The following is a 21,286-nucleotide window of genomic DNA, read 5'->3' on the forward strand; positions in this document are numbered from 1 at the left end:
GTCAGTCGTACACCCCTTCCACCACCCACCGCTGGCCTTCCCTGGCCAGCAGCACGGCGATCTGGACCTGCTGCCCGTCTCGCTGCCCGTCGTCGAGCACCACCTGCAACCGGGCTCGGCGGCGGCTGGTGTCCGGGTCCCACCAGCGCTCCACAACCGGCCACGGGCCGGCCCACCCCAGCACCGGCCTGCCCGGTGCCGAGCCCAGCTCCACCCACCGGGGAACCCCGGTGAGCTGGTGCCGTCCAGTGACCCCGAGTTCCGTGCCCACGGCGTCGAGCACTCTCGCCCGCACCGGCTCGGTCAACACGGTGGCGGGCGAGGGCGGGGGCAGGCGGCCGGGCCACGGCGGGACGGCGGCCGACCCGGGCCCGCGCCGGGCCGCGTCAGCCGCCTCGTCCGCGCCCCCGTCGCCCCAGGGCACCAGCCGCACCTGGTCGGCTGGACCGCGCCCGCCACCCAGCGTGGCGGTGAGCACCCCGTCCGGGCCGAGCAACCCCTGCACCCGGACCAGGGCCCGCCCGGCGCGTTCGGTGGCCTCGCCCTGCTCCTGTCCTTCGCCGTGCCACAGCCCGAGTTGCAGGGCGGAGGCGTCCACCACCTCCTCGGGCACCAGCCGCAGGAAGCTGATCCCCGCGCTGGGGCGCGGTTTCACCACGGCGTTCCGCGTGGTGTTCCCGGTGCGGCGCGGCACGCTGGAGCCGCGCAGCCACCCGTCGAGCTGCCAGCGCACCCGGTCGGCGATGCCCTGCGGGGTCAGTGGTTCAGCGCAGCGCCAGACCCGGGTCAGCTCCTCACCGCGCTCGGTGGTGGCCTGAATGCCCAGCCTGGTGCAGGCCAACCCGCGGTGGACCAGGCCGGTGTACAGCCGGTCGGCGAGGGCCCGCGCGGCAAAGGCCGCCGCGTCCACCCGGTCGACCGGGGGATCGAGTTCCTCGGCCACGGCCAGTTCCGGCGGTACCCGGCGGCGCGCTGGCGGGCGTTCCTCCAGCCCTCGGGCCAGCCGGTGGGCCATCACCGCGGGTCCGCCGAACCGGGACGCGACATCCCGTTCGGGCACCCTGGCGAAGGCGCCCAGCGTCCGCAGTCCCAGCCGCCGCAACAGGTCGACCAGCTCGGCGCGGCTCCCCCTGCCCGACCCCCTGCCCGATCCGCCGACCGGTCCACCGCCGGGTCCGCGCCCGGCCCCACCACCGGCACCGGGCAACGCCCCATCGCTGACGTACTCACCACCGGGCAGGTCAAGTTCGCCGATGTCGAGATCAGCCAGGAACGCCGGGCTGCCACCGGCCGGCACCACCAGGCCGCGCCGCGCCGCCAGGGTGGCCGCGTACAGGCCATCCGCCACCCCGACCTGGCACTCGACGCCGGCCACGGCCGCGACGTGGTCGATCAGCCGTTCCGCAGCGGCCTCCTCACCACCGAAGTAGCTGGCCGGCCCCTGTGCGGGCACCGCGACCACCCCGGGGCGCACCACCTCGATGCCAGGCGCCAGCTCCTCCACGGCCGAAGCGACCGGCTCGAACAGCCGGGCATCCCTGGCCTGGTCGTCCTCGAACACCACCAGCTCGGGGCAGCGCGCCTGGGCGTCCCGTCGTCGAGCACCCCGCCGCACCCCCTCCGCCCTGGCCACGGCAGAGCAGGCGACCACCCGGTTGGCCGCGACCACCGCGGCGGGCTTGTGCGGCGGCAGCCCAGCAACCGCGCTGGCCGCCACCACCGGCCAGTCCGGGCACCACACCACCAGGGTGCGCACCGGCGTGGCCACCCGGCGGCGGTGGCCGGTGTCCACCGGCCCCGCGACCCCAGCCAGGGCAGCCGAACCTGGCGAGCCAGCCGCACCGAGCCAACCAGCCCGTTCCGGCGAACCAGCCGATTCCGGCGGTCGCGGTGGTGCCGGCTCTGGCTGTGCCGCGGCAGCAGGCACCACCAGCGGCGGCACATCCCGCAGCGGGCCGATCTCCAGCAGCACGGCACCCAGCAGCACAGCCCCCAGTGGTGGCGGCTTGGCCCCACCACTCTGGGCTTCACCACTCTGGGCCCCACCACTCTGGGCCTCACCACCCGAGACGCCACCGCCCTGGACCCCACCACCCGGGGCGCTACCGCTGGGGGCACCGCCACCTGAGGCACCAGCACCCGAGCGGTTGGCCGCAGGTGACCGGCTGATCGTCGCCACCGATCTGCCGAGCCCCGCAGGCGTGCCAGGTGCCCAAGCCGTGCTTGGATCGCCCGATTCTCCAGGCGTACCAGGCTTGCTGAGCCCGCGACCGACCCCACCGGCCTCGGAGGTGTCTTCGCTGCTCATCCGGCCTCCACCGGCTGCACGCCCGACCAGTCCTGGCCGCCCGACCAGTCCTGCCTGGTCGGCCAGCCGGGCGCCGAACCACGCGCTCGACCGGGACCGCCTGGCTCACTGGCCAGGCCGGCCGAGCGACCAGTGCGCTCCGGTGCGATGCCAACGGCTCCCGCGTCCGAAGGCAGCATCAGGTTCACGCGCACAGGTCGCACTGCCGCCCCGCGTCCCCGCGCCTGCGCTACGACCTCTCGATGCCGCAGGCGGCCGTGCCCTTCACCAAGTCCAGACCACCTCCCACCGATGCATGCGATTTCCACGTCCGCGCCGGGCCACGGGCCGAACGGCAGGAGCACGGCTCGCCGTTGCCGTGCTCGTGCCGACAGCCGCCGCGCCAGGCTCGGGCTGACCTGGGGAGTGCCCGTCCGGCCGCTCCGGGCGTCCCGACCCGAAACCCCGAGCCGGTCGGCCTCCGGTACAGCCACCACCACCAGGTCGATCCCGTCGAGCAACGCGGCAACAACCGAGGTCAGCTCCCTGCCTGGATGCGGTACCAGTGCGAGCCGGCGTGTCACCACACCGATCTCGCTCGCAGCGAGCAGACCAAGATCCGGGAGGCCCACCACAGCACCCCACGAACCCTCGGTCGTCGCTCTGGCCAGCAGGGCGAACAGCAGCGATGTCGATCCGCGCACCGACACCGTGCTGCCTCGCCGCAGGCCACCCCAGGGCAACAGGTCTGCCAGGCCCGCGTGCACTGGCAGCACCTGCCCCGTGGTCTGGTCGGCCGGAGCAGCGGTCAGCCCGCTGGCCGTGCCCACCCCGTTGAGCGCGACCAGCGAAGCCGTGACCACTCCGGACAACGAACCGCCCTCCCACAACAAGCTCCCCGCTCACGCGGGAACGACACAGCACGCCGTGGGAAGTCGGCAGGCAGAGTGCCCGGTACCCCAGAACCAGGCACTCTGTCGTTCGAACGCCTGTTCGAACGATGGGGGAATCGTATCGCGAGCCCCGCTGTGGTTGTCAATCCCAGCTTCGCCCAGTCACCCGATCCAGTGACTGGGCGGCCCGCTGATACCCAGAACAGGCCTGGTCAAACCAAGGAAGGTGAACGATCCGAGGAAGCCAGCCACCCCGAGGACGTCGGCCGACCAGGAAGACGTTGACCGCCTGGAAGACGTTGACCGCCGCGGAGCACGCCAGCCCGGGCCGGAACCGGCCAGGGACACTCTCACCCGGCCGCTCAACGGCGTGGACGTGCTGATCGGGCGGAAACCGCGATCGGGAGGAACACCGACCCGGTCCGGGCCGGCGGTGGGGCGCCCAGCACGGGACGCCCCACCGGAAAACCTCGGCAGGACCACCGGCACCAGCCAGGAGGCCGGTGCCCGAGCCCGCCCTAGTGGGCGAAGTGCCTGGTACCGGTCAGGTAGACGGGCACACCCGCGGCCTCGGCCGCGGCGATGACCTCGGCGTCCCGCACCGAGCCGCCCGGCTGGACCACCGCGCGCACCCCGGCTTCGAGCAGCACCTCAAGGCCGTCCGGGAACGGGAAGAACGCGTCCGAGGCGGCCACCGAGCCGAGCGCCCGCTCGCCCGCCCGGGTCACCGCGAGGCGTGCCGCGTCGACCCGGTTCACCTGGCCCATGCCGACGCCCACCGTGGCACCCTCGTTGGCGAGCAGGATGGCGTTGGACTTCACCGCCCGGCAGGCCCGCCAGGCGAACACCAGATCGGCCATGGTCCGCTCGTCCACGGCCGAGCCGCAGGCCAACGTCCACTGTGCTGGGTCGTCGCCAGGGGCCTCGATGGTGTCCCTGGACTGCACCAGCAGACCACCGGAGATCTGCCGCGTCTCGATGCCACCCCGCTCGGGCGGCTCGGCGACCAGGATGCGGACGTTCTTCTTGCGGGTGAGCACGTCCACGGCTCCGTCCGCATAGGACGGTGCGACCACGACCTCGGTGAAGATCTCCGCGACCTGCTCGGCCATTTCCACGGTGACCTCGCGGTTGGCCGCGATCACCCCGCCGAACGCGCTCACCGGGTCGCAGGCGTGCGCCTTGCGGTGCGCCTCGGCGATCGCCGCCGAACCCTCCACGGTGGACGTGGCGATGCCACAGGGGTTGGCGTGCTTGATGATGGCGACACACGGCGCCGTGTGGTCGTGCGCCGCCCGCCACGCGGCGTCCGCGTCGACGTAGTTGTTGTACGACATCTCCTTGCCGTGCAACTGCCGCGCGGTGGCCAGCCCGGCGCGCGCGGAGTCGGCCACGTACAGCGCCGCCCGCTGGTGCGGGTTCTCGCCGTAGCGCAGCACGGACGAGCGCTGCCAGCTGGCCCCGAGCCACGTCGGGAACTGGGCCTGCTCCTCCTCCTGGGCGAACGTCCCGCCCAGCCACGAGGCCACCACCACGTCGTAGGAGGCGGTGTGCCGGAACGCCGCCACCGCCAGCCGCTGCCGGTCGGCCAGGGTGAACCCGCCGGAGCGCACCTGGTCCAGCACCCACGAGTAGCTGGCCGGGTCCACCACCACGGCCACGCTGGCGTGGTTCTTGGCCGCCGCCCGCACCATGGCCGGGCCGCCGATGTCGATCTGCTCGACGCACTCCTCCGGGCCCGCGCCCGAGGCCACGGTCTGGGCGAACGGGTAGAGGTTCACCACCAGCAGGTCGAACGGGGCCACGTCCAGCTCGCGCAGCTGGGCGAGGTGCTCGGGCCGGCGGGTGTCGGCCAGCAGCCCCGCGTGCACCCGGGGGTGCAGCGTCTTGACCCGGCCGTCCAGGCACTCGGGAAAGCCGGTCAGCTCCTCCACCGGGGTCACCGGCACGCCCGCGTCGGCGATCGTCCGCGCGGTGCCCCCGGTGGAGACGATCTCGACACCGGCCGCGTGCAGCCCGGTGGCCAGGTCCAGCAGACCCGCCTTGTCCGAGACGCCGATCAGGGCACGGCGCACCGGCCGGCGCTCCTGCCCAGCAGCACCGGGCTCGGCAGAGCCGGTCGCAGACGAATCGGGCACAGTGGTCACGGAATGGTCACCTTTCGTCCGTTCACGGTGCAGCCCTCCTGGGCCAGCCTGGCGACCACGTCGACGAGCAGCCGCCGTTCCACCGTCTTGATCCGTTCGTGCAGGCCGTCGACGTCGTCGTCGGGTGCCACCGGCACGGCCTGCTGGGCCAGGATCGGCCCGGTGTCCACCCCCGCGTCCACCAGGTGCACGGTGGCACCGGTGACCTTGACGCCGTACTCGACGGCGTCCCGCACCGCGTGCGCTCCCGGGAAGGCGGGCAGCAACGCGGGGTGGGTGTTCAGTGTCCGGCCGCCGAACCTGGCCACGAACGCCGCGCCGAGGATCTTCATGAACCCGGCGGAGACCACCAGGTCAGGCCGGTGTTCGGCGACCGCCTCGGTGAGCGCCACGTCCCACGCGGCGCGGTCGGGGTGGTCGCGGAGCCGGACCACGAAACCGGGCACGTTCGCCTGCCTGGCGCGGTCCAGGCCCGCGATACCGCCGCGGTCGGCACCGACCGCCACCACCCGGGCCGGGTATCCGGGCTGCGCGGCAGCGTCCAACAGGGCCTGTAACAAGGTGCCCGAACCGGAGACGAGCACAACCACCCTGGCCGGCACGGGAAAGCGGACCTGGCGGGCGGCGGGGTCTACTGTGGACTCTGCGGGACTCAGCCTGATCTCCTGGGCGTGATCTCCTGGTGGAGCCGTGCAAAGGACCTTGAGCCACGACCGGCACCCCTGGCCAGATCGTGACTCCTGGCCAGCCTAGGCGTTGGGCAATCGATCTCTCCGCTCAGGGCCGGTCTGACCGGCCGGCGGCGTCCGGGCCGGTTCCCGGCTGGCCCAGCCCATCGCCGGCCGGTCCCCTGGTTTCCCCGCTGTCCTCGCCCGCGCCGGCTGTTTCCACCGCCTGGTCCGGGACCGCCACACCCGTTCCGACACCGTCCGTTCCGGCGCCACCCGCTCCGGCGCCCTCAGCTTCAGCGCCACCTGCTTCAGCGCCACCTGCTTCGGCGCCACCTGCTTCGGCGCCACCTGCTTCGGCACTGTCCGCTTCGGTGTCATCAGCTTCGGCACCGACCACATCCGCGTCGGCGTCCGCGACCGGATCACCCCCGGGGGCCGGCGCTGGATCCGCGGCCGGGTCCGGTGCGGAGTCCACCGACGCGGTTTCCGCGCCGTCCAGCTCGGTGGCAACGGTGTCCGCGGTCGCGGTAGCAGCCGCGTTGGCCGGTCGTGCCACCGGTGCGGGTGGCGCGGCGAACCACGCCACCACCGCACCGGGCAGCGCGATCCAACCCAGGGTCAGCACGGCGAACAGCCCGGCCGGCACCCGCACCGGGTCGAACGGGCCGTTGGCCAGCGCGCCACCGGCCAGCGCGGCCAACACCAGGCAGCCGACCGCCGCCGTGAGCCCGGCCACCAGCACGGCCCGCACCCGGGCGGCCGGCCTGGCCGCCACCAGCCGACACGCCCAGCCCACCAGCACGCCAACGGCACCGGGCAGCACCAGCACCAGCGGCAGCCACCACGAGGACTGCTCGGGCAGGGCCGCGAACAGCGGGACCGACGGCAGCGGCCCACCGGTGAACTCGACCGGCCCGACCGACACCTGCCCGACCGACATCCCGGAACCGACCACAAAGGACGTTGCGGCCACGACCGCGTTGGGCAGATAGCCCAGGCACAGCAACCACATCCCGAACGCACCGCCCACACCCGCGCCGGCGGCGCCGAACAGCGCGCTGGTCGTCGGCCAGGAGATCGTCAGCCCGACGGCGAGCGCGGCGGCGCCCACCCCGAGCAGCGCGGTGATCGCCAGCACCCCGGCGCGGATCCCCCGTGCGGTCACCGGGTCCAGCCAGCCGCGCACCGCCCGGGCCAGACCACAGCGGCGGGCGATGCCCAGCGTGGCCGCCGCCCCGGCCACGGCCGCGCAGCCGAAGAACGCGACGGCCGGCGGGGTGCGCACCGGGCCGCCCGAGGTCACCAGCGACAGCACGCAGCCGACCACGGCGTGCGCCCCCGCCATGGCCGCCACCACGGGCCAGGCCTGCCCGGGCCGGCGCAGCCGCAGTTGGGTGGCCGCACCCAGGGACGTGCCGGCCACCAGGGCCATCAGCAGTGCCGTTGGCAGCAGCGGCAACACCCCGAGCTGACCGCCGGGCAGGCCCAGCGGCACGTGGTAGGCGGCCAGCCACGCCGGTATCGCGCCGAGCAGGATCCCGGCGAGGGAGAACCGGTCGGCCGCCGCCGTGCCGCTCACCACCGCGAGCAGCACGACCGCCCCGACATAGCCGAGGACCAGCGAACCAGCCACGGCCATGGCGAGCACCCTGGCCTGCTGGCCCGGTGGGTGCGCTGGTCGACGCGCGGGATCGGCGGTCCCGTGCGGAACTGACGGGAACACGGGCACTTCCCCACTGTGTCAGCAGGATTGAGCCATCCGAGTGAGGCACGCCGCTAAGAGCTTTGCTCTTTGTGATCCTGCGACCGGTCCGCTCCACCGCCGCCGGCTGGCCGAACTGACCGGTCCAACGGGGAGAAGGCCCCGGAAACACGACTCGGGGTGGCACCGGTCACCAGGAACCGGTGCCACCCCGAGGTGTGGAACGCGCGGGAAACGCCTCAGCTGTTGGGCTGGGTGGGGCTGGCGAAGCCGCCCGGCGGCGTGCCCGGCCCCTGGCCGGACTGGCCGTACTGCCCCGGCTGGGCACCCTGCTGGCCAGGCTGCGGCACCTGCCCGAACTGGCCAGGCTGCGGCATGAACGAGGTCGGCGCCGGGGCCTGCTGCCCGGCAGCGCCGAACTGTCCGGTGGACTGCGGCCCCGGCTGGCCGCCCTGCTGCTGCGCCTGACCATGCTGCTGCGGCTGGCCGAACTGGCCCGGCTGCGGGAAGCCACCCGAACCCGGGTTCCAGCTGCCCGGCTGCCCGTACATGCCGGCCGGCTTGGGCTGGATCTTGATCACTCCGGCGTCGGCGAGCAGCATGGCCACCGCGCCGAGCAGCTGCAGGATGGCGGCGATCAGGATGACCACCACGATGGACGGGGTCTCCCCCGGCCAGGACACCACGATCTGCAGCATGCCCAGCCCGCCGAGCACGCTGAGCACGGCCCCGATCTGCAGCGAGGCCGGCCCCTTGGGCAGTACCGACAGCGCGGCGAACAGCCCGCCGGCGAGCAGCAGGTACTGCGGGAGGCTCTTGCCACCGCCAGCCTCGTCAGCGAATCCACAGAAGTAGCTCACCAGGGCGAGTACGGCCACCCCGAGCCCGATCAACTGCGCGAGGTTCATCCCGCCCAGTGGGGCCGGCGTACCGGCATGTTGTTGCTGGGGCGCGCCGTATGGCACGGACATCGCGAGGTCTCCTCCTCCACCGTGGGAGCAACACGTGGTTCAGCTGCCGAACGCTAGCCGATCCACTCCCAAAGACGCACACCGGATCGGATTGGTTCCGCCCGCTTCCGGTCACCGGCTGTGAACACACCAGGGCATCACACGAGCCGGGCCGGGCACCCCGATACAGGCGTGCCCGGCCCGGTCAACGCTGATCAGCTGGTCAGCGCGGATGCGCGTGCTCAGCCGAGCGAGCGCATGATCTCGCGCATCAGCTCCGCGGTCTCGCTCGGCGTCTTGCCGACCTTGACCCCGGCGGCCTCAAGGGCTTCCTTCTTGGCCGCGGCCGTGCCGGACGAGCCGGACACGATCGCGCCGGCGTGCCCCATGGTCTTGCCCTCCGGCGCGGTGAACCCGGCCACGTAGCCCACCACCGGCTTGGTGATGTGCTCGGTGATGTAGGCCGCGGCCCGCTCCTCGGCGTCGCCACCGATCTCACCGATCATCACGATCGCGGCGGTGTCCGGGTCGTCCTGGAACGCCTGCAGCGCGTCGATGTGGGTGGTGCCGATGACCGGGTCGCCACCGATGCCCACGCAGGTGGAGAAGCCGAAGTCACGCAGCTCGTACATCATCTGGTAGGTCAGCGTGCCCGACTTGGACACCAGGCCGATCTTGCCGGGGCCGGTGATGTTGGCCGGGATGATGCCGGCGTTGGACTGACCGGGCGAGATCACACCGGGGCAGTTCGGGCCGATGATCCGGGTCTTGTTGCCGGTGGCCACGGCGTGCGCCCAGAACGCGGCCGAGTCGTGCACCGGGATGCCCTCGGTGATGACCACGGCCAGGCCGATGCCCGCGTCAATGGCCTCGATCACGGCGGACTTGGCGAACGCCGGCGGCACGAAGATCACGGTGACGTCGGCACCGGTGGTCTCCATGGCCTCGGCCACCGTGCCGAACACCGGTACCTCGATGCCGTCGAAGTCGACCTTCTGGCCGGCCTTGCGCGGGTTGACCCCACCGACGATGTTGGTGCCCGAGGCCAGCATCCGCTTGGTGTGCTTCATGCCCTCGGAGCCGGTCATGCCCTGGACGATGACCTTGCTGTTCTTGGTCAGGAAAATAGCCATCCTTGGCTCACACCCCTGCCGCGGCGAGTTCGGCGGCCTTGTCGGCCGCGTTGTCCATGGTGTCCACAACGGTCACCAGCGGGTGGTTGGCGTCGGCCAGGATCCGCCGGCCCTCTTCGACGTTGTTGCCGTCCAACCGCACGACCAGCGGCTTGGTCGCCTCGTCACCGAGGATCTCCAGCGCCTTGACGATGCCGTTGGCCACCGCGTCGCACGCGGTGATGCCGCCGAAGACGTTGACGAACACCGACCGCACGTCCGGGTCGTTGAGGATGATGTCCAGCCCGTTGGCCATCACCTCGGCGGAGGCACCGCCACCGATGTCCAGGAAGTTGGCCGGCTTGACACCGTTGTGCCGCTCGCCCGCGTAGGCCACGACGTCCAGAGTGGACATGACCAGGCCGGCGCCGTTGCCGATGATCCCGACCTGGCCGTCCAGCTTGACGTAGTTGAGGCCCTTGGCCTTGGCCTTGGCCTCCAGCGGGTCCTCGGCCTGGATGTCGACCAGGTCGGCGTGCTCGGGGTGGCGGAAGGCGGCGTTGTCGTCCAGGGTGACCTTGCCGTCCAGCGCGATGATCTTGTCCTGCGGGTCCCGCACCAGCGGGTTGACCTCGACCAGGGTGGCGTCCTCGGCCACGAAGGTCTCCCACAGCTTGACGATCACCTCGGCGACCTGGTCGCGCACCTCGGCCGGGAAGTTGGCGGCCTCGACGATCTCCTTGGCCTTGGCCTCGTCCACGCCCTTGATCGCGTCCACCGGCACCTTGGCCAGCGCCTCGGGCTTGGTGGCCGCGACCTCCTCGATGTCCATCCCGCCCTCGACGGAGGCCATCGCCAGGAAGGTGCGGTTGGCCCGGTCCAGCAGGAAGGAGAAGTAGTACTCCTCGGCGATGTCCGAGGCGGGCGTCACCAGCACGCGGCGAACGACGTGCCCCTTGATGTCCAACCCGAGGATGGCGTTCGCCTTGGTCTGGGTCTCGTCCGGGTTCTCGGCCAGCTTCACGCCGCCGGCCTTGCCGCGGCCACCGGTCTTGACCTGGGCCTTGACCACGACGGTCTGGCCCAGCTGCTCGGCGATGGCACGGGCGTCCGCGGGGTTGTCAGCCACGGATCCCGGCAGCACCGGAACACCGTGGGCGGCGAAGAGGTCCTTCGCCTGGTACTCGTACAGGTCCACTCGACTCTCCATGCGACGTCGGTGTCGGACAACGGCCGCGTCCCCGTCAGGGTTTTGTTCTTCGGCTTCCGGCGCTCCAGGCAGTTGCCTGGGGTCCCGGGTCGCGTCCCGCGACAGCGCAGACGGCTCACCGCGGTGAGGCGGATCGCCCGCTGTGCTGACACAGGTGGGTGGTCGCCCGTGTTCGTACCAGGCAACACCTGGAACGTCGGTCGCGCCATGCGTGGCACTGATCGGGGACGGCCGACGCAGACCCTATCGACCTGCGCGGACCAGCGGGGGCCAACGCCCGGTGAAGTCCATCACCGTGCGCGACAACACGTTGCCGACCTGGCCGCCCGTGATCCGCACCGGTACCGCCGCACTGCCACGTCCGCCGAGAAAACCCCTGGTCAGGGCGTCTGCGCCGGCTCCGCGTCGGGCTGTGCGGTCCGCTCCTGGTGCTGACCGGCCGAACCGGGCACGTTGGCCCGGACCCAGTCGACGATCTCCTGGGTGGGCGCGCCCGGGGTGAACACCCTGGCCACCCCGATCTCGGCGAGCCGGGGCAGGTCCTCGTCGGGGATGATCCCGCCGCCGAACACCACCACGTCCTCGGCGCCCTGCTCGGCGAGCAGCTCGACCACCCTGGCGAACAGGGTCATGTGCGCGCCGGAGAGCACGGACAGGCCGACCGCGTCGGCGTCCTCCTGGATGGCGGTGTCCACGATCTGTTCGGGTGTCTGGTGCAGGCCGGTGTAGATGACCTCCATGCCGGCGTCCCGCAACGCCCTGGCCACCACCTTGGCTCCCCGGTCGTGCCCGTCCAGCCCCGGCTTGGCCACCACGACCCGGATGCGACCGCTCATCGAACCTCCTGGCTGCGGAAAGTGCCCCCGCGATCGCAGGGTAGCCACCCGTCGGCCACCGAGTATGCCGGTCGGGCCGGGTGAGCACGAGAGGCCGCCGGACCGAGTGCGCCACGGTCCCCCCTCCCGCACCATCACCAGATCGTGTGACTACCGCCGCTATCGAACACATGTTTGACTGATCAGGCCGGCGGTGGCCAGTCATCACCAGCGCGAACCCGGGTCGCGCGGTGGGTCTGCCAGCCCCGGTCATGGGCCGGCCCCAGATCGCCGCGGTGGAAATGAGAGAGGGGAGAGAGGGGAGTGAGCAGGATGATCGTGTTGTAGTGCCTCCTGGTGTGCCCGCCGCCGGGGTGACCGACCTCGCGCCCGCCGCGCTCGGACGCGGCGCCGGTCACCCGGTTGCCCGCGTCAACCGGTGTTGCTCCGGCGGGACCCCGCTGCCCCAGACCCCACTGACCGAGACCCCACTGACCGGGGCGCACGGACCAGGGCTCGTGGGCCGGGTCTGCTCGGGGCGGTGAGGTGGCGAGTACCCCGTTGCTCGTCCCCCTCCCCTGTCCCCCTCCCCCGTCCCCCGCGCCGGCGGAACCGGCGTCAGGCCCGGGCCTGGCGGCGGGCCGCCTGCCCCACCAGCAGCGCGGTCACCAGCAGCGCGACCAGGCAGGCCACGGCCAGCCAGGTGCCGGGCCCGGCCGACGGGTTCGCCGTCCTGCCGCCGGTCAGGGGCAGATCCAGCAGGCGCACACCCACCACGCCCGCCGCGCCGAGCAGCAGGGCCACCCCACGGGCCGGCCGGGACCGCAGTGCCAACCCGGTGGCCGCCACCACCGCGACCAGTCCGATCAACAGACCCCAGGAGGTGATCCGGAAGTCCGTCCACAGACCGGCCGCCACGTAGCCGGACGCCCGCAGCGTGGGCAGACCGAAGGTGCCGACGGCGAACAGCGCGGCGGCACCGGCCACGGCGAGCACGGCCTCCCGCTGGCGCGGTGCGCCGTGCTCGGTCTCCTCCCGCTCCACGCTGCCGGCCAGCCCCGCGCAGCAGGCCGAGACCAGGGCCAGGACCAGCGCGAGCACGGTGAACCACAGGCCGGGGCCTGGCGTGATGACCCCACCGACGCGGTCCAGGTTGATGATCGGGGTCGGCAGGGTCATGGTCGCGGTGATCACCGTGTCCAGCACACCGGCGGCCACCAGCGGCACGGTGGCCAGCGACACCACCAGGGCCGGTCGCACCGCGGCCGCCGTCCTGGGCACCAGCACCAGCACGCTCAGCAGGCCAACGAGCAGGCCGGCCGGCACCAGCGGCCGCTCCACGTAGTTGGTCAGCTGCGGCGCGCCGGCGGGCATGGTGAGCAGGCCGGCGAACGCCCCGACCAGGGCGGCCACCGCCGCGAGCACACCGAACGCGCCCGCGACCGTGTGCAGTCTGGTCAGGCCGGGCAGGGACACGTCAGCCACGGGTGGCGCCAGCCCGACCGACGCTCGTGCGGCGTCCGCCTGCCTGGCTGGGCCGTGCTGGTCAGGCTGGTCAGACAGGCCGGTTGGGTCGAACCGCGTGGTGGTGCGGTTCTCCCGGCCGGACTGGCCGGCCAGGTCGACGCGGTGCGCTTGGTCGACCCGGGTGAACGGGGTGTGCTGGGTGAACGGGGTGTGCTGGGTGGTCCTGTCCGGTTGGCTGGCCTCGGGCAGCCGCCGGGACAGGTCGGCCAGGATCAGCCCGGCCAACAGCGCGACCACCGGGCCCCACGAGGGTCGCAGCGCGTCGACGAACAGCCCGGCGGCCACGGGCGGTGCGGAGACGGCCACGATCCCGATCGCCGTGCCGAGCAGGCCGCCCCGGGCAACGGACTGGTCGGCGGCGGTGGCTGCCAGCACAGCGCCCAGCACGGCGGCCACGGCCACCAGGAGTCCGCCGACCAGCACCAGGGCTGGCGAGTCCAGTGGCGCGTCGCCGAGCAGGTAGGGGTTGGTCGAGGTGAACGGGGCACCGAGCAGCCCCACCGCCGCGAACAGGCCGACGAACAGCGCTCCGGCCAGCACGTTCCGCCGGCCGCTGGGCAGGGCAGGGCCTTCTTCCTGCCGTGACCTGGCCACCCGGTCGACCGTGCCGGGACCGGTCGCGATCGCGGTGGCGCCGAGGGCCAGCAGCCCGGCCACGGCCACGGCCACGTGGCCGGCCACCAACAGCCACAGGCCGATGGAGGGCGGCAGCGGCACCAGCGTGGTCGGGGTGAACAGTTCTGGCCGAGACGCCCTGGTGGAGTCAACAGCCACCTGGAGATCGGCCAGCGCCCGGCCGGGCGCGACCAGCGCGACCGCGGCGAGCACGCCCGCGCTCACCCTGGGCTGGCCGCTGGCCCTGAACGCGAGCGCCGCCAGCACCGGCAGCACGGCGAGCGCGATCAGCAGCGGTGCCCAGGCGAACGACGGCCCGGTCCCGTCCGGTCCGCTGCCGGCCGCGCCGACCACGCCGGCCAGTGGGCCCGCGGCCGACAGCAGCGCGCCCACCCCGGCCACGCCCAGTGCCGTGCGCAACCGTTCCGCGGCCGCTTCCGGGAAGTCGGCCAGTTCGCTGGTCAGCACACCCGGTGCGGCGGGCGACCCGGACGGGGTGGATCGACCGGCCGGCGCCGACGGATCAGCCGCGGCCTGGCCAACCGAAGCTGCGGCCGGGGCCGCTCCGGCCTGGCGTACCGCCGGGGCCACCGGCCGGGCCGCCCCGCTGGTGTCCGCCGCAGCCACACCCGCGGCCTGGTCCGCCGTGCCCGAGTCCGCCGTCAGAAAGTCGTGCGGATCCGCAGCCGCCGACGTCCGGGCTGCCGGAGAGGGGGCCGCTGGCCGAGGCTGATCGCTGGCGCCTGAGGTGTCCGTCCCGGCAGTGGTGGTGTGATCAGCGGCCTCGGCATCGCCCGAGATCGCCTCCGCCCGCTCCGGCCCGACCCCGATCTCCACCGGGCTGGCATCGTCCTGCGCAGCACTCACGGGATCGACATCCACCGCGTCGGCATCCCCAGGGTCGGCATCCCCAGGGTCGACATCTCCAGGGTCGACATCTCCAGGGTCGGCATCCCCGAGGTCGAGGGCGGCAGCTCCGGGAGCGGCATCGGCTGGGGGAGCGCCAGCTGGGCCAGCGGCAACCGGGACAACCGCGCCCGCCGCGTCGGTTGGGGGTGCCGCATCGGTTGGGGGTGCCGCAGCCTGTTCCGGGCCCGGGGAGTTCGTGCTGGTCGGGGCCGGGCTGGCGGTGGTGGGGCCGGCCGTGCTGTGCGGACCGGTTGTGTCGGGCAGGTTCGCGTCCTCGATCGAACGGCTGCGCTCACTCATCGGACCCGACGCTAGCAAGTTCGCCGCCATGATCCATCCGCCTGCCCGAGCGACACGCGCGGCGCCGATTGCGGTGTTTCTGCTGCGGCGTTTCGGCGCCCTTTCCGCGCCACCCGGCGGCGGGCGACCGCCGGAACAGCCGCAGCAGCCGGTCACATGCCCGGAATGGCCGCCGAACGCTACTCGGTCGACGTAACCAAGTACCGCGTCGGTTTGTTCGCCACCGGGCCGGTGAACGCGGTGAACGCCGCCGGCTCGACAGCGGCAGGCCCGACAAGGCAGGTGGATCACGCCCCCAACGCCTACCGTTTGTCCATGGGCAACGGCGGCCTGTTCTGGCTCACCAACGCACTCCGCCTTGGTGCCGGGGAATCCCGACCCGAGCGAACCAACAGCACCGCGTCGGGCGAGCCGGAACGCGCCGAATCCGGGGATCCGATCCCACGCCAGCCGGAGCCGCCGGCGCCCCCGGAACCGGACAGCGGCGCACCGGACCACGCGCCGGTCGAGCAGTCGGGGCCGGCGCCCGCCGAACCGGTCGGCGGCGTCCCCGGGGTGGTCGGTGACGCCCGCGCCGCACTGCGTGCCCTGGCGTCGGCGGGCGGCCTGCGCGGGCTGGTCGTGGAGGCGGCCTGGCTCGCCGCGCACGCCGTGCTCTACCCGTGGGGCATGGCCACCAAGCAGTTCCAGCGCTCAGAGCCGTACGGCCACTACCGGACCGACCACCTGCCGCCGGCACAGCGCGGTCTGGTGGTGTCGGCGATGGCGGCGGCGGGCACGCCGGTCGTGCTGGTGCACGGCATCGCCGACAACAGGTCCACCTTCACCGTGCTCTCCAGCGCGCTGCGGCGCCGAGGGTTCGGCGTGGTGCACCCGGTGAACTACAGCGTGCTCACCGCGTTGACCGGTGATGTCCGCGCGGCCGCCGCGCTGCTGGCCAGCCAGGTGGAGCGGGTGTGCGAGCAGACCGGCGCCGACCACGTGCACCTGGTCGGTCACTCGCTGGGCGGGTTGATCGCCCGCTACTACGTGCAGCGCCTCGGCGGTGACCAGCGGACGCACACGCTGATCACACTGGGCACGCCGCACAGCGGAACGCTCACCGCCTACCTGCTGCCCACCCCGCTGCTGCGGCAGCTACGCCCGGGGTCCGCGCTGTTCACCGAGCTGGACCAGCCGGCGAGCGGGTGCCAAACCCGGTTCGTGGCGGTGTGGAGCGAGATGGACCAGGTCGTCATCCCCCAGGGCAACGCCCGGCTCCGGCATCCTGATCTGGTGGTCGAGGAACACCAGATACGTGATTCCGGTCACCTCTCGCTCCCGGTCGATCCCCGCACTGTGCGCTTGATCGTGACCGCGCTCACCCGTTCCGGCGATAACCCTCTCCCTTCTGTAGTGCCTGTACGTGGCCACTCTTCCGAGGATCCGAACACGTAGCGTCGAACTCGCCGTCCTAAACCTCGTTCCTGCCGTCCATTCGGCAGAAATTCCCCGTAGGGGTTTGCCCTGAGGGGTCGCCCTTGGTTACTGTCCCCCGGTCCGTTGTCACGGTCCGGTCACAGGCAGGACATCGAGTCGGTTACCCCGACCGGCTCACCGGGTTCCCCCGCCCGACGTCCGCCCGGACTCCCCGAAGACGGAAGGGCAGGCATTGGCTCGACACCGCTCCCCCGGCGGCCAAGGACCTTCCCCGGTGCTGGCAGAGGCCGAGGAAGTAGCCTCCAAACGCACTCGGGGCGCACACCGCCTTCCACCGCCGCCGTCCGCGTTGCGCGGGCGGGTCGTGGTCGCGGCCGTTGCGGTCGGCGCCTTTGCGGCGGCCGGCGCCGGCCAGACACTCCACTCCGCGGCCGCATCGCCCACCCGTGACGAGGTCACTCCGCTGGCCAACGGTCAGGAGGCGGCTGCCGCGTTCGGCGTCGGCGGCAACACGCCGATCAGCCCCGAGGTGCTTCCGGTCGCCAAGACGGTCGACACCTCCAGCGAGGTCGACAAGCTGACCAAGAGCAACCGGATCAGCGAGCAGCGCGCCGCGGCCGAGGCCGAGGCCAAGCGCCCCAAGTTCGCGTGTCCGGCCGCCGGCACGTTCACCTCCGGCTACGGTGGCCGGTGGGGAACGATGCACTACGGCGTGGACATCGCCAACCGCATCGGCACCCCGATCGTGGCCGCGGCCGACGGCGAGGTGATCAGCGCGGGCCCGGCCAGCGGCTTCGGCCTGTGGGTGCGCGTCCAGCTCGCCGACGGCACGATCAACGTCTACGGGCACGTCGACTCGTACTCGGTGAAGGTGGGCCAGCAGGTCAGGGCCGGCCAGCAGATCGCCAGGATGGGCAACCGCGGCTTCTCCACCGGCCCGCACCTGCACTTCGAGGTGTGGAACCCGGACGGCAAGAAGATCAACCCGCTGCCGTGGCTGAACGAGCGGGGCATCGCGCTTTGAGCGCTCTGAGCGCTCCGAGAGCCTGACCACGCCCGCCGCCGGCCCGACCAGGCCGGCGGACACCGGCACCGGGCCTGGGGCCCGGTCCGCCCGCACCACCGGCGTGCCGGCGCGCTGTCGTGCCGCTACTGGCGTTCGCCGGCCACGCCAGCGCCGCCGCCAGTTCTGCCAGGTGAGCCGCCTGGTCCCCCGTGACCAGGCGGCGGCCGCCGCTCTCCCGAAGCGGACAGCCCAATCTCTCCCCGCCACACCAAGCTCCCCTGCCCGGGCCTGCACAGCCCTGTCCTGTGCTTGGTGTGATGGAACACCAGGGCACCGACAATTCTGTCCGGCCCCGGCGTTCCCTCCCCGTGGTGACGCTGGCCCCGAAGGTCGCCGTCCCCGAATAACGACGACCCCTTCCACCGTCTCCACCAGGCAAGACGTCCGGGCGACCAGCCAGGTTGCGCCGAATTAGGTCTCAAAACGGTGAACGATCTCCTCGGCCGCCCGCCTCGGGTCGCGCGCCGCGGCCGCGGTTGCCCGGGCACCCGGCCGCACGGCGGAACGCGGGCCGGTGCCGGGGTTGGCCGCGCCGGGCTACAGCTTCACCATCGGCACGCCGCCGATGAGCATCAGGCGGATCTTGCCGGCGGAACCGAAGTCGATGGTGGCGGTCGCCTTGGGGCCGGTGCCCTCCGTGGCGGTCACCGTGCCCAGGCCGTACTTGTCGTGGTTGACCCGGTCACCCACCTCCAGCTTGAGCGCCGGCTCCTTCTGCCAGCCCTTGAACGGCGTGGAGCGCATGCCCCCGGCGGCCAGACCGGCCTGGGCCGAGTCCGCGCCGGTCGACGAGAACCCGCCGGACCGCCGCCAGGTGGAGGCCACGCTCGGCGCCGACTTCGCGCTCGGCCGCTCAACGCGCCGCCAGTGCACGAGGTCCTCGGGGATCTCGTCGAGGAACCGGGAGGCCGGGTTGGTCATGGGCTGGCCCCACGCGGAGCGCATCAGCGCCCGGGACAGGTACAGCCGGCGCTGCGCCCGGGTGATGCCCACGTAGGCGAGCCGGCGCTCCTCGGCCAGTTCGACCGGGTCGCTCAGGGCCCGTAGGTGCGGGAACACCCCGTCCTCCCAGCCGGTGCAGAAGACCACGGGGAACTCCAGCCCCTTGGCCGTGTGCAGGGTCATCAGGGTGACCACGCCGTCGCCGTCCGGGTCGGCCAGCGCGTCGGTGTCCGCGACCAGCGAGACCCGCTCCAGGAACGCGGCCAGCGAGCCCGGTTCCGGCTCACCGGTGTCCTCCTGGTCGCCGGCGGCCGGCTGGGCCGGCGCCTCGGTCTGGGTGAACTCCCTGGCCACGGTGAGCAGCTCGTCCAGGTTCTCCAGCCGGGAGGCGTCCTGCGGGTCGTCGCTGGCCTCCAGTTCGGCCCGGTAGCCGGTGCGGTCGAGCACCGCGTCCAGCACCTCGGCCACGTCCGAGGTGTCCACCATGGCCCGCAGCTCGTCGAGCAGGTCCACGAACCCGGCGATGGCCCGCTGCGAGCGGGGGTTGAGCAGGGCGACCCGACCGGCGGCCGCGTCGCGCAGGGCGGCGGCGAAGCCGATCCGCTCCCGATCCGCGTGGGCGGACACGCACGCCTCGGCGCGCTCGCCAATGCCCCGCTTGGGCACGTTCAGCACGCGCCGCAGGCTCACCGTGTCGTCCGGGTTGGCCAGGACCCGCAGGTAGGCCAGGGCGTCGCGGACCTCGCGGCGCTCGTAGAACCGGACGCCGCCGATCACCCGGTAGGGCAACCCCAACCGGATGAAGATCTCCTCGAACACCCGGGACTGGTTGTTGGTCCGGTAGAACACCGCGATGTCGCTGTTGGCCGCTTCACCGGCGTCGACCAGCCGGTCGATCTCGGCGGCCACGAACGCGGCCTCGTCGTGCTCGTTGTCCGCGACGTAGCCGACGATCTTCTCGCCGTCCCCGGCGTCGGTCCACAGCCGCTTGTCCCGGCGCCCGGTGTTGCGGGCGATGACCGCGTTGGCCGCGGACAGGATGGTCTGGGTGGACCGGTAGTTCTGCTCCAGCAGGATGGTGCGCGCCTGCGGGTAGTCCCGCTCGAACTCCTCGATGTTGCGGATGGTCGCGCCGCGGAACGCGTAGATGGACTGGTCGGCGTCGCCGACCACGCACAGCTCGGCCGGGGGCACCTCGCTCTCGGTGTCCGTCCCGACCAGCTCCCTGACCAGCATGTACTGCGCGTGGTTGGTGTCCTGGTACTCGTCGACGAGCACGTGCCGGAACCGCCGCCGGTAGTGCTCGGCCACGTCGGGGAACGCCTGGAGCAGTTCGACCGTGCGCATGATCAGGTCGTCGAAGTCCATGGCGTTGGCCTGGGTCAGCCGCTGCTGGTAGGTGGCGTAGACCTCGGCGACCCGGCGCTCCAGGTCGTTGCCGGCGCGCTCGGCCGCGGTGTCGGCGTCGACCAGCTCGTTCTTCAGGTTGGAGATGTGCACGGCGAGGGTGCGCGCCGGGTAGCGCTTGGGGTCCAGGTCGAGGTCCCTGGCCACCAGGGTGATCAGCCGGCGCGTGTCGTCGCTGTCGTAGATGGAGAAGCTCGACGACATCCCCAGGGTCTTGGCCTCGCGGCGGAGCAGGCGCACGCACATGGAGTGGAACGTGGACACCCACATGGCGTTGGCCCGCGCCCCCACCAGGTCGACCACCCGCTCCTTCATCTCGGCGGCGGCCTTGTTGGTGAACGTGATGGCCATGATCTGCCCGGGGTGCACCCCGCGCGCGGCGAGCAGGTAGGCGATCCGCCTGGTCAGCACGCGGGTCTTGCCCGAACCGGCGCCGGCGACCACGAGCAGCGGAGCGTCGGCGTGCTCCACGGCCTGGCGCTGGGCCGGGTTGAGGTCGTCGAGCGACACCGCGGCGTGCTGGGGTGCTCGGGTGGAGTCGGCGCGCGAATGCAGATCGAACAAGGCGTCCATCGGTACATCACGGTACCCGCCGGGTGCATCCGGGCAGCCGCCAGCAACCGAGACCTCCCATCACCCGTTCTGGCGGCGCGAACGGGTGATGAGTGCACACTGGTGGTGAGTCTGGTCCCGCTCTGGTCGACGCAACGGGCGATGCTGTGCCAGAATCGTTGCCGTGCTACCGCCTTTCTCTTACTTTTTCTACGGGACCCGGACTCCGGCTCCCGTGGACGTGTAGCACCAACGCCAAGCCACTGCGAAGCCCCGGAGTCCTCGGACCCGGGGCTTCGTCGCTTCGGGGCGGGGACGGGGCAAGAGAGTTGAAGGGTCACCGATGAGTGCTGTGCGGCAGACCAGTTCTCCCGAGTCGGAGAGCCCCACGGCACCGGTCTCGTCCTCCGGGCAGGAGGCCCAGACCGGTGCGACCCCCACGGACATCACCGAACTGCGCAAGGAGATCGACTACCTGGACAGCGAGATCCTCCGGCTGGTGAAGCGCCGGGTCGAGGTGTCCAAGACCATCGGGGCCGCGCGAATGGCTGCGGGCGGCCCCAAGATCGTGCACAGCCGGGAGATGGACGTGCTCGCCCGCTACCGGGAACTCGGTCCGGACGGCCGCGAGATGGCCATGGCGCTGCTGCGCCTCGGCCGGGGCCGACTGGGTCGCTGACCGCAGAAGACCTGCCGGGAAGACCCGGACCGGAGGACGCGGACGCTGGCGGATGCGTGGGCAGCGCGGCCCGCGCACCGGCC

Annotated in this window: 15 protein-coding genes; 3 read left to right on the forward strand and 12 right to left on the reverse strand. The window is 72.5% G+C overall.

Going from position 1 to position 21,286, the window contains the following annotated elements; translation table 11 throughout:
* Position 1 precedes the first annotated feature (1 nt).
* From LX83_RS13010 to LX83_RS13060, 11 genes are all read right to left on the reverse strand, one after another.
* Entirely contained in the window at positions 2–1,792 is a 1,791-nt protein-coding gene (locus LX83_RS13010) for a DNA polymerase Y family protein (protein ID WP_253770805.1), read from the reverse strand.
* A gap of 512 nt (positions 1,793–2,304) precedes the next feature.
* On the reverse strand, positions 2,305–3,150 hold the full coding sequence (locus LX83_RS13015; protein ID WP_253771174.1) for a hypothetical protein: 846 nt from the start codon (positions 3,148–3,150) through the stop codon (positions 2,305–2,307).
* A gap of 548 nt (positions 3,151–3,698) precedes the next feature.
* Positions 3,699–5,255, reverse strand: a complete 1,557-nt coding sequence (gene purH, locus LX83_RS13020; protein ID WP_253770808.1) for a bifunctional phosphoribosylaminoimidazolecarboxamide formyltransferase/IMP cyclohydrolase — start codon at positions 5,253–5,255, stop codon at positions 3,699–3,701.
* Positions 5,256–5,323: 68 nt separating this feature from the next.
* Positions 5,324–5,929, reverse strand: a complete 606-nt coding sequence (gene purN, locus LX83_RS13025; protein ID WP_253770810.1) for a phosphoribosylglycinamide formyltransferase — start codon at positions 5,927–5,929, stop codon at positions 5,324–5,326.
* Between the two features lie 175 nt (positions 5,930–6,104).
* Positions 6,105–7,721 (reverse strand): cell division protein PerM, encoded by a 1,617-nt coding sequence (locus LX83_RS13030; protein WP_253770813.1) that lies wholly within the window; start codon positions 7,719–7,721, stop codon positions 6,105–6,107.
* 218 nt (positions 7,722–7,939) lie between these two features.
* Positions 7,940–8,671, reverse strand: a complete 732-nt coding sequence (locus LX83_RS13035) for a DUF5336 domain-containing protein (RefSeq protein WP_253770814.1) — start codon at positions 8,669–8,671, stop codon at positions 7,940–7,942.
* A gap of 221 nt (positions 8,672–8,892) precedes the next feature.
* The gene (sucD, locus tag LX83_RS13040) at positions 8,893–9,783 is read right to left on the reverse strand and encodes a succinate--CoA ligase subunit alpha (RefSeq protein ID WP_253770816.1); all 891 of its coding nucleotides are present in this window, start codon (positions 9,781–9,783) and stop codon (positions 8,893–8,895) included.
* A 7-nt stretch (positions 9,784–9,790) separates the two neighbouring features.
* Positions 9,791–10,960: an ADP-forming succinate--CoA ligase subunit beta gene (sucC, locus tag LX83_RS13045; protein WP_253771176.1), complete on the reverse strand. Its 1,170-nt coding sequence runs from the start codon at positions 10,958–10,960 to the stop codon at positions 9,791–9,793.
* A gap of 392 nt (positions 10,961–11,352) precedes the next feature.
* A complete protein-coding gene (locus tag LX83_RS13050; protein ID WP_253770818.1) occupies positions 11,353–11,808 on the reverse strand; it encodes a cobalamin B12-binding domain-containing protein in 456 nt (151 codons plus the stop codon).
* Between the two features lie 597 nt (positions 11,809–12,405).
* Positions 12,406–14,397, reverse strand: a complete 1,992-nt coding sequence (locus LX83_RS13055; protein ID WP_253770820.1) for a hypothetical protein — start codon at positions 14,395–14,397, stop codon at positions 12,406–12,408.
* 395 nt (positions 14,398–14,792) lie between these two features.
* The gene (locus tag LX83_RS13060) at positions 14,793–14,993 is read right to left on the reverse strand and encodes a hypothetical protein (RefSeq protein WP_253770823.1); all 201 of its coding nucleotides are present in this window, start codon (positions 14,991–14,993) and stop codon (positions 14,793–14,795) included.
* A 310-nt stretch (positions 14,994–15,303) separates the two neighbouring features.
* Here LX83_RS13060 and LX83_RS13065 point away from each other — a divergent pair, with 310 nt between their 5' ends.
* On the forward strand, positions 15,304–16,575 hold the full coding sequence (locus LX83_RS13065; protein ID WP_253770825.1) for an esterase/lipase family protein: 1,272 nt from the start codon (positions 15,304–15,306) through the stop codon (positions 16,573–16,575).
* A 346-nt stretch (positions 16,576–16,921) separates the two neighbouring features.
* On the forward strand, positions 16,922–17,581 hold the full coding sequence (locus LX83_RS13070; protein WP_253770828.1) for a M23 family metallopeptidase: 660 nt from the start codon (positions 16,922–16,924) through the stop codon (positions 17,579–17,581).
* A 579-nt stretch (positions 17,582–18,160) separates the two neighbouring features.
* On the opposite strand, the gene pcrA is transcribed toward LX83_RS13070, so the two are convergent.
* Positions 18,161–20,545, reverse strand: coding sequence for a DNA helicase PcrA (pcrA, locus tag LX83_RS13075; RefSeq protein WP_253770830.1), 2,385 nt, complete (start codon positions 20,543–20,545; stop codon positions 18,161–18,163).
* A 322-nt stretch (positions 20,546–20,867) separates the two neighbouring features.
* Here pcrA and LX83_RS13080 point away from each other — a divergent pair, with 322 nt between their 5' ends.
* A complete protein-coding gene (locus LX83_RS13080) occupies positions 20,868–21,203 on the forward strand; it encodes a chorismate mutase (RefSeq protein ID WP_253770832.1) in 336 nt (111 codons plus the stop codon).
* Positions 21,204–21,286 lie beyond the last annotated feature (83 nt).

It is taken from the genome of Goodfellowiella coeruleoviolacea (genome assembly GCF_024171785.1).
In the GTDB taxonomy this organism is placed as follows: Bacteria; Actinomycetota; Actinomycetes; order Mycobacteriales; family Pseudonocardiaceae; genus Goodfellowiella; species Goodfellowiella coeruleoviolacea.

Coding starts and splice junctions, on each gene's coding strand:
- LX83_RS13035 (WP_253770814.1), bottom strand. CDS start 8,671: ATGTCCGTGCCATACGGCGCGCCCCAGCAACAACATGCCGGTACGCCG.
- sucD (WP_253770816.1), bottom strand. CDS start 9,783: ATGGCTATTTTCCTGACCAAGAACAGCAAGGTCATCGTCCAGGGCATG.
- LX83_RS13050 (WP_253770818.1), bottom strand. CDS start 11,808: ATGAGCGGTCGCATCCGGGTCGTGGTGGCCAAGCCGGGGCTGGACGGG.
- LX83_RS13060 (WP_253770823.1), bottom strand. CDS start 14,993: ATGCGGCACCCCCAACCGACGCGGCGGGCGCGGTTGTCCCGGTTGCCG.
- LX83_RS13065 (WP_253770825.1), top strand. CDS start 15,304: ATGGCCGCCGAACGCTACTCGGTCGACGTAACCAAGTACCGCGTCGGT.
- pcrA (WP_253770830.1), bottom strand. CDS start 20,545: ATGGACGCCTTGTTCGATCTGCATTCGCGCGCCGACTCCACCCGAGCA.
- LX83_RS13080 (WP_253770832.1), top strand. CDS start 20,868: ATGAGTGCTGTGCGGCAGACCAGTTCTCCCGAGTCGGAGAGCCCCACG.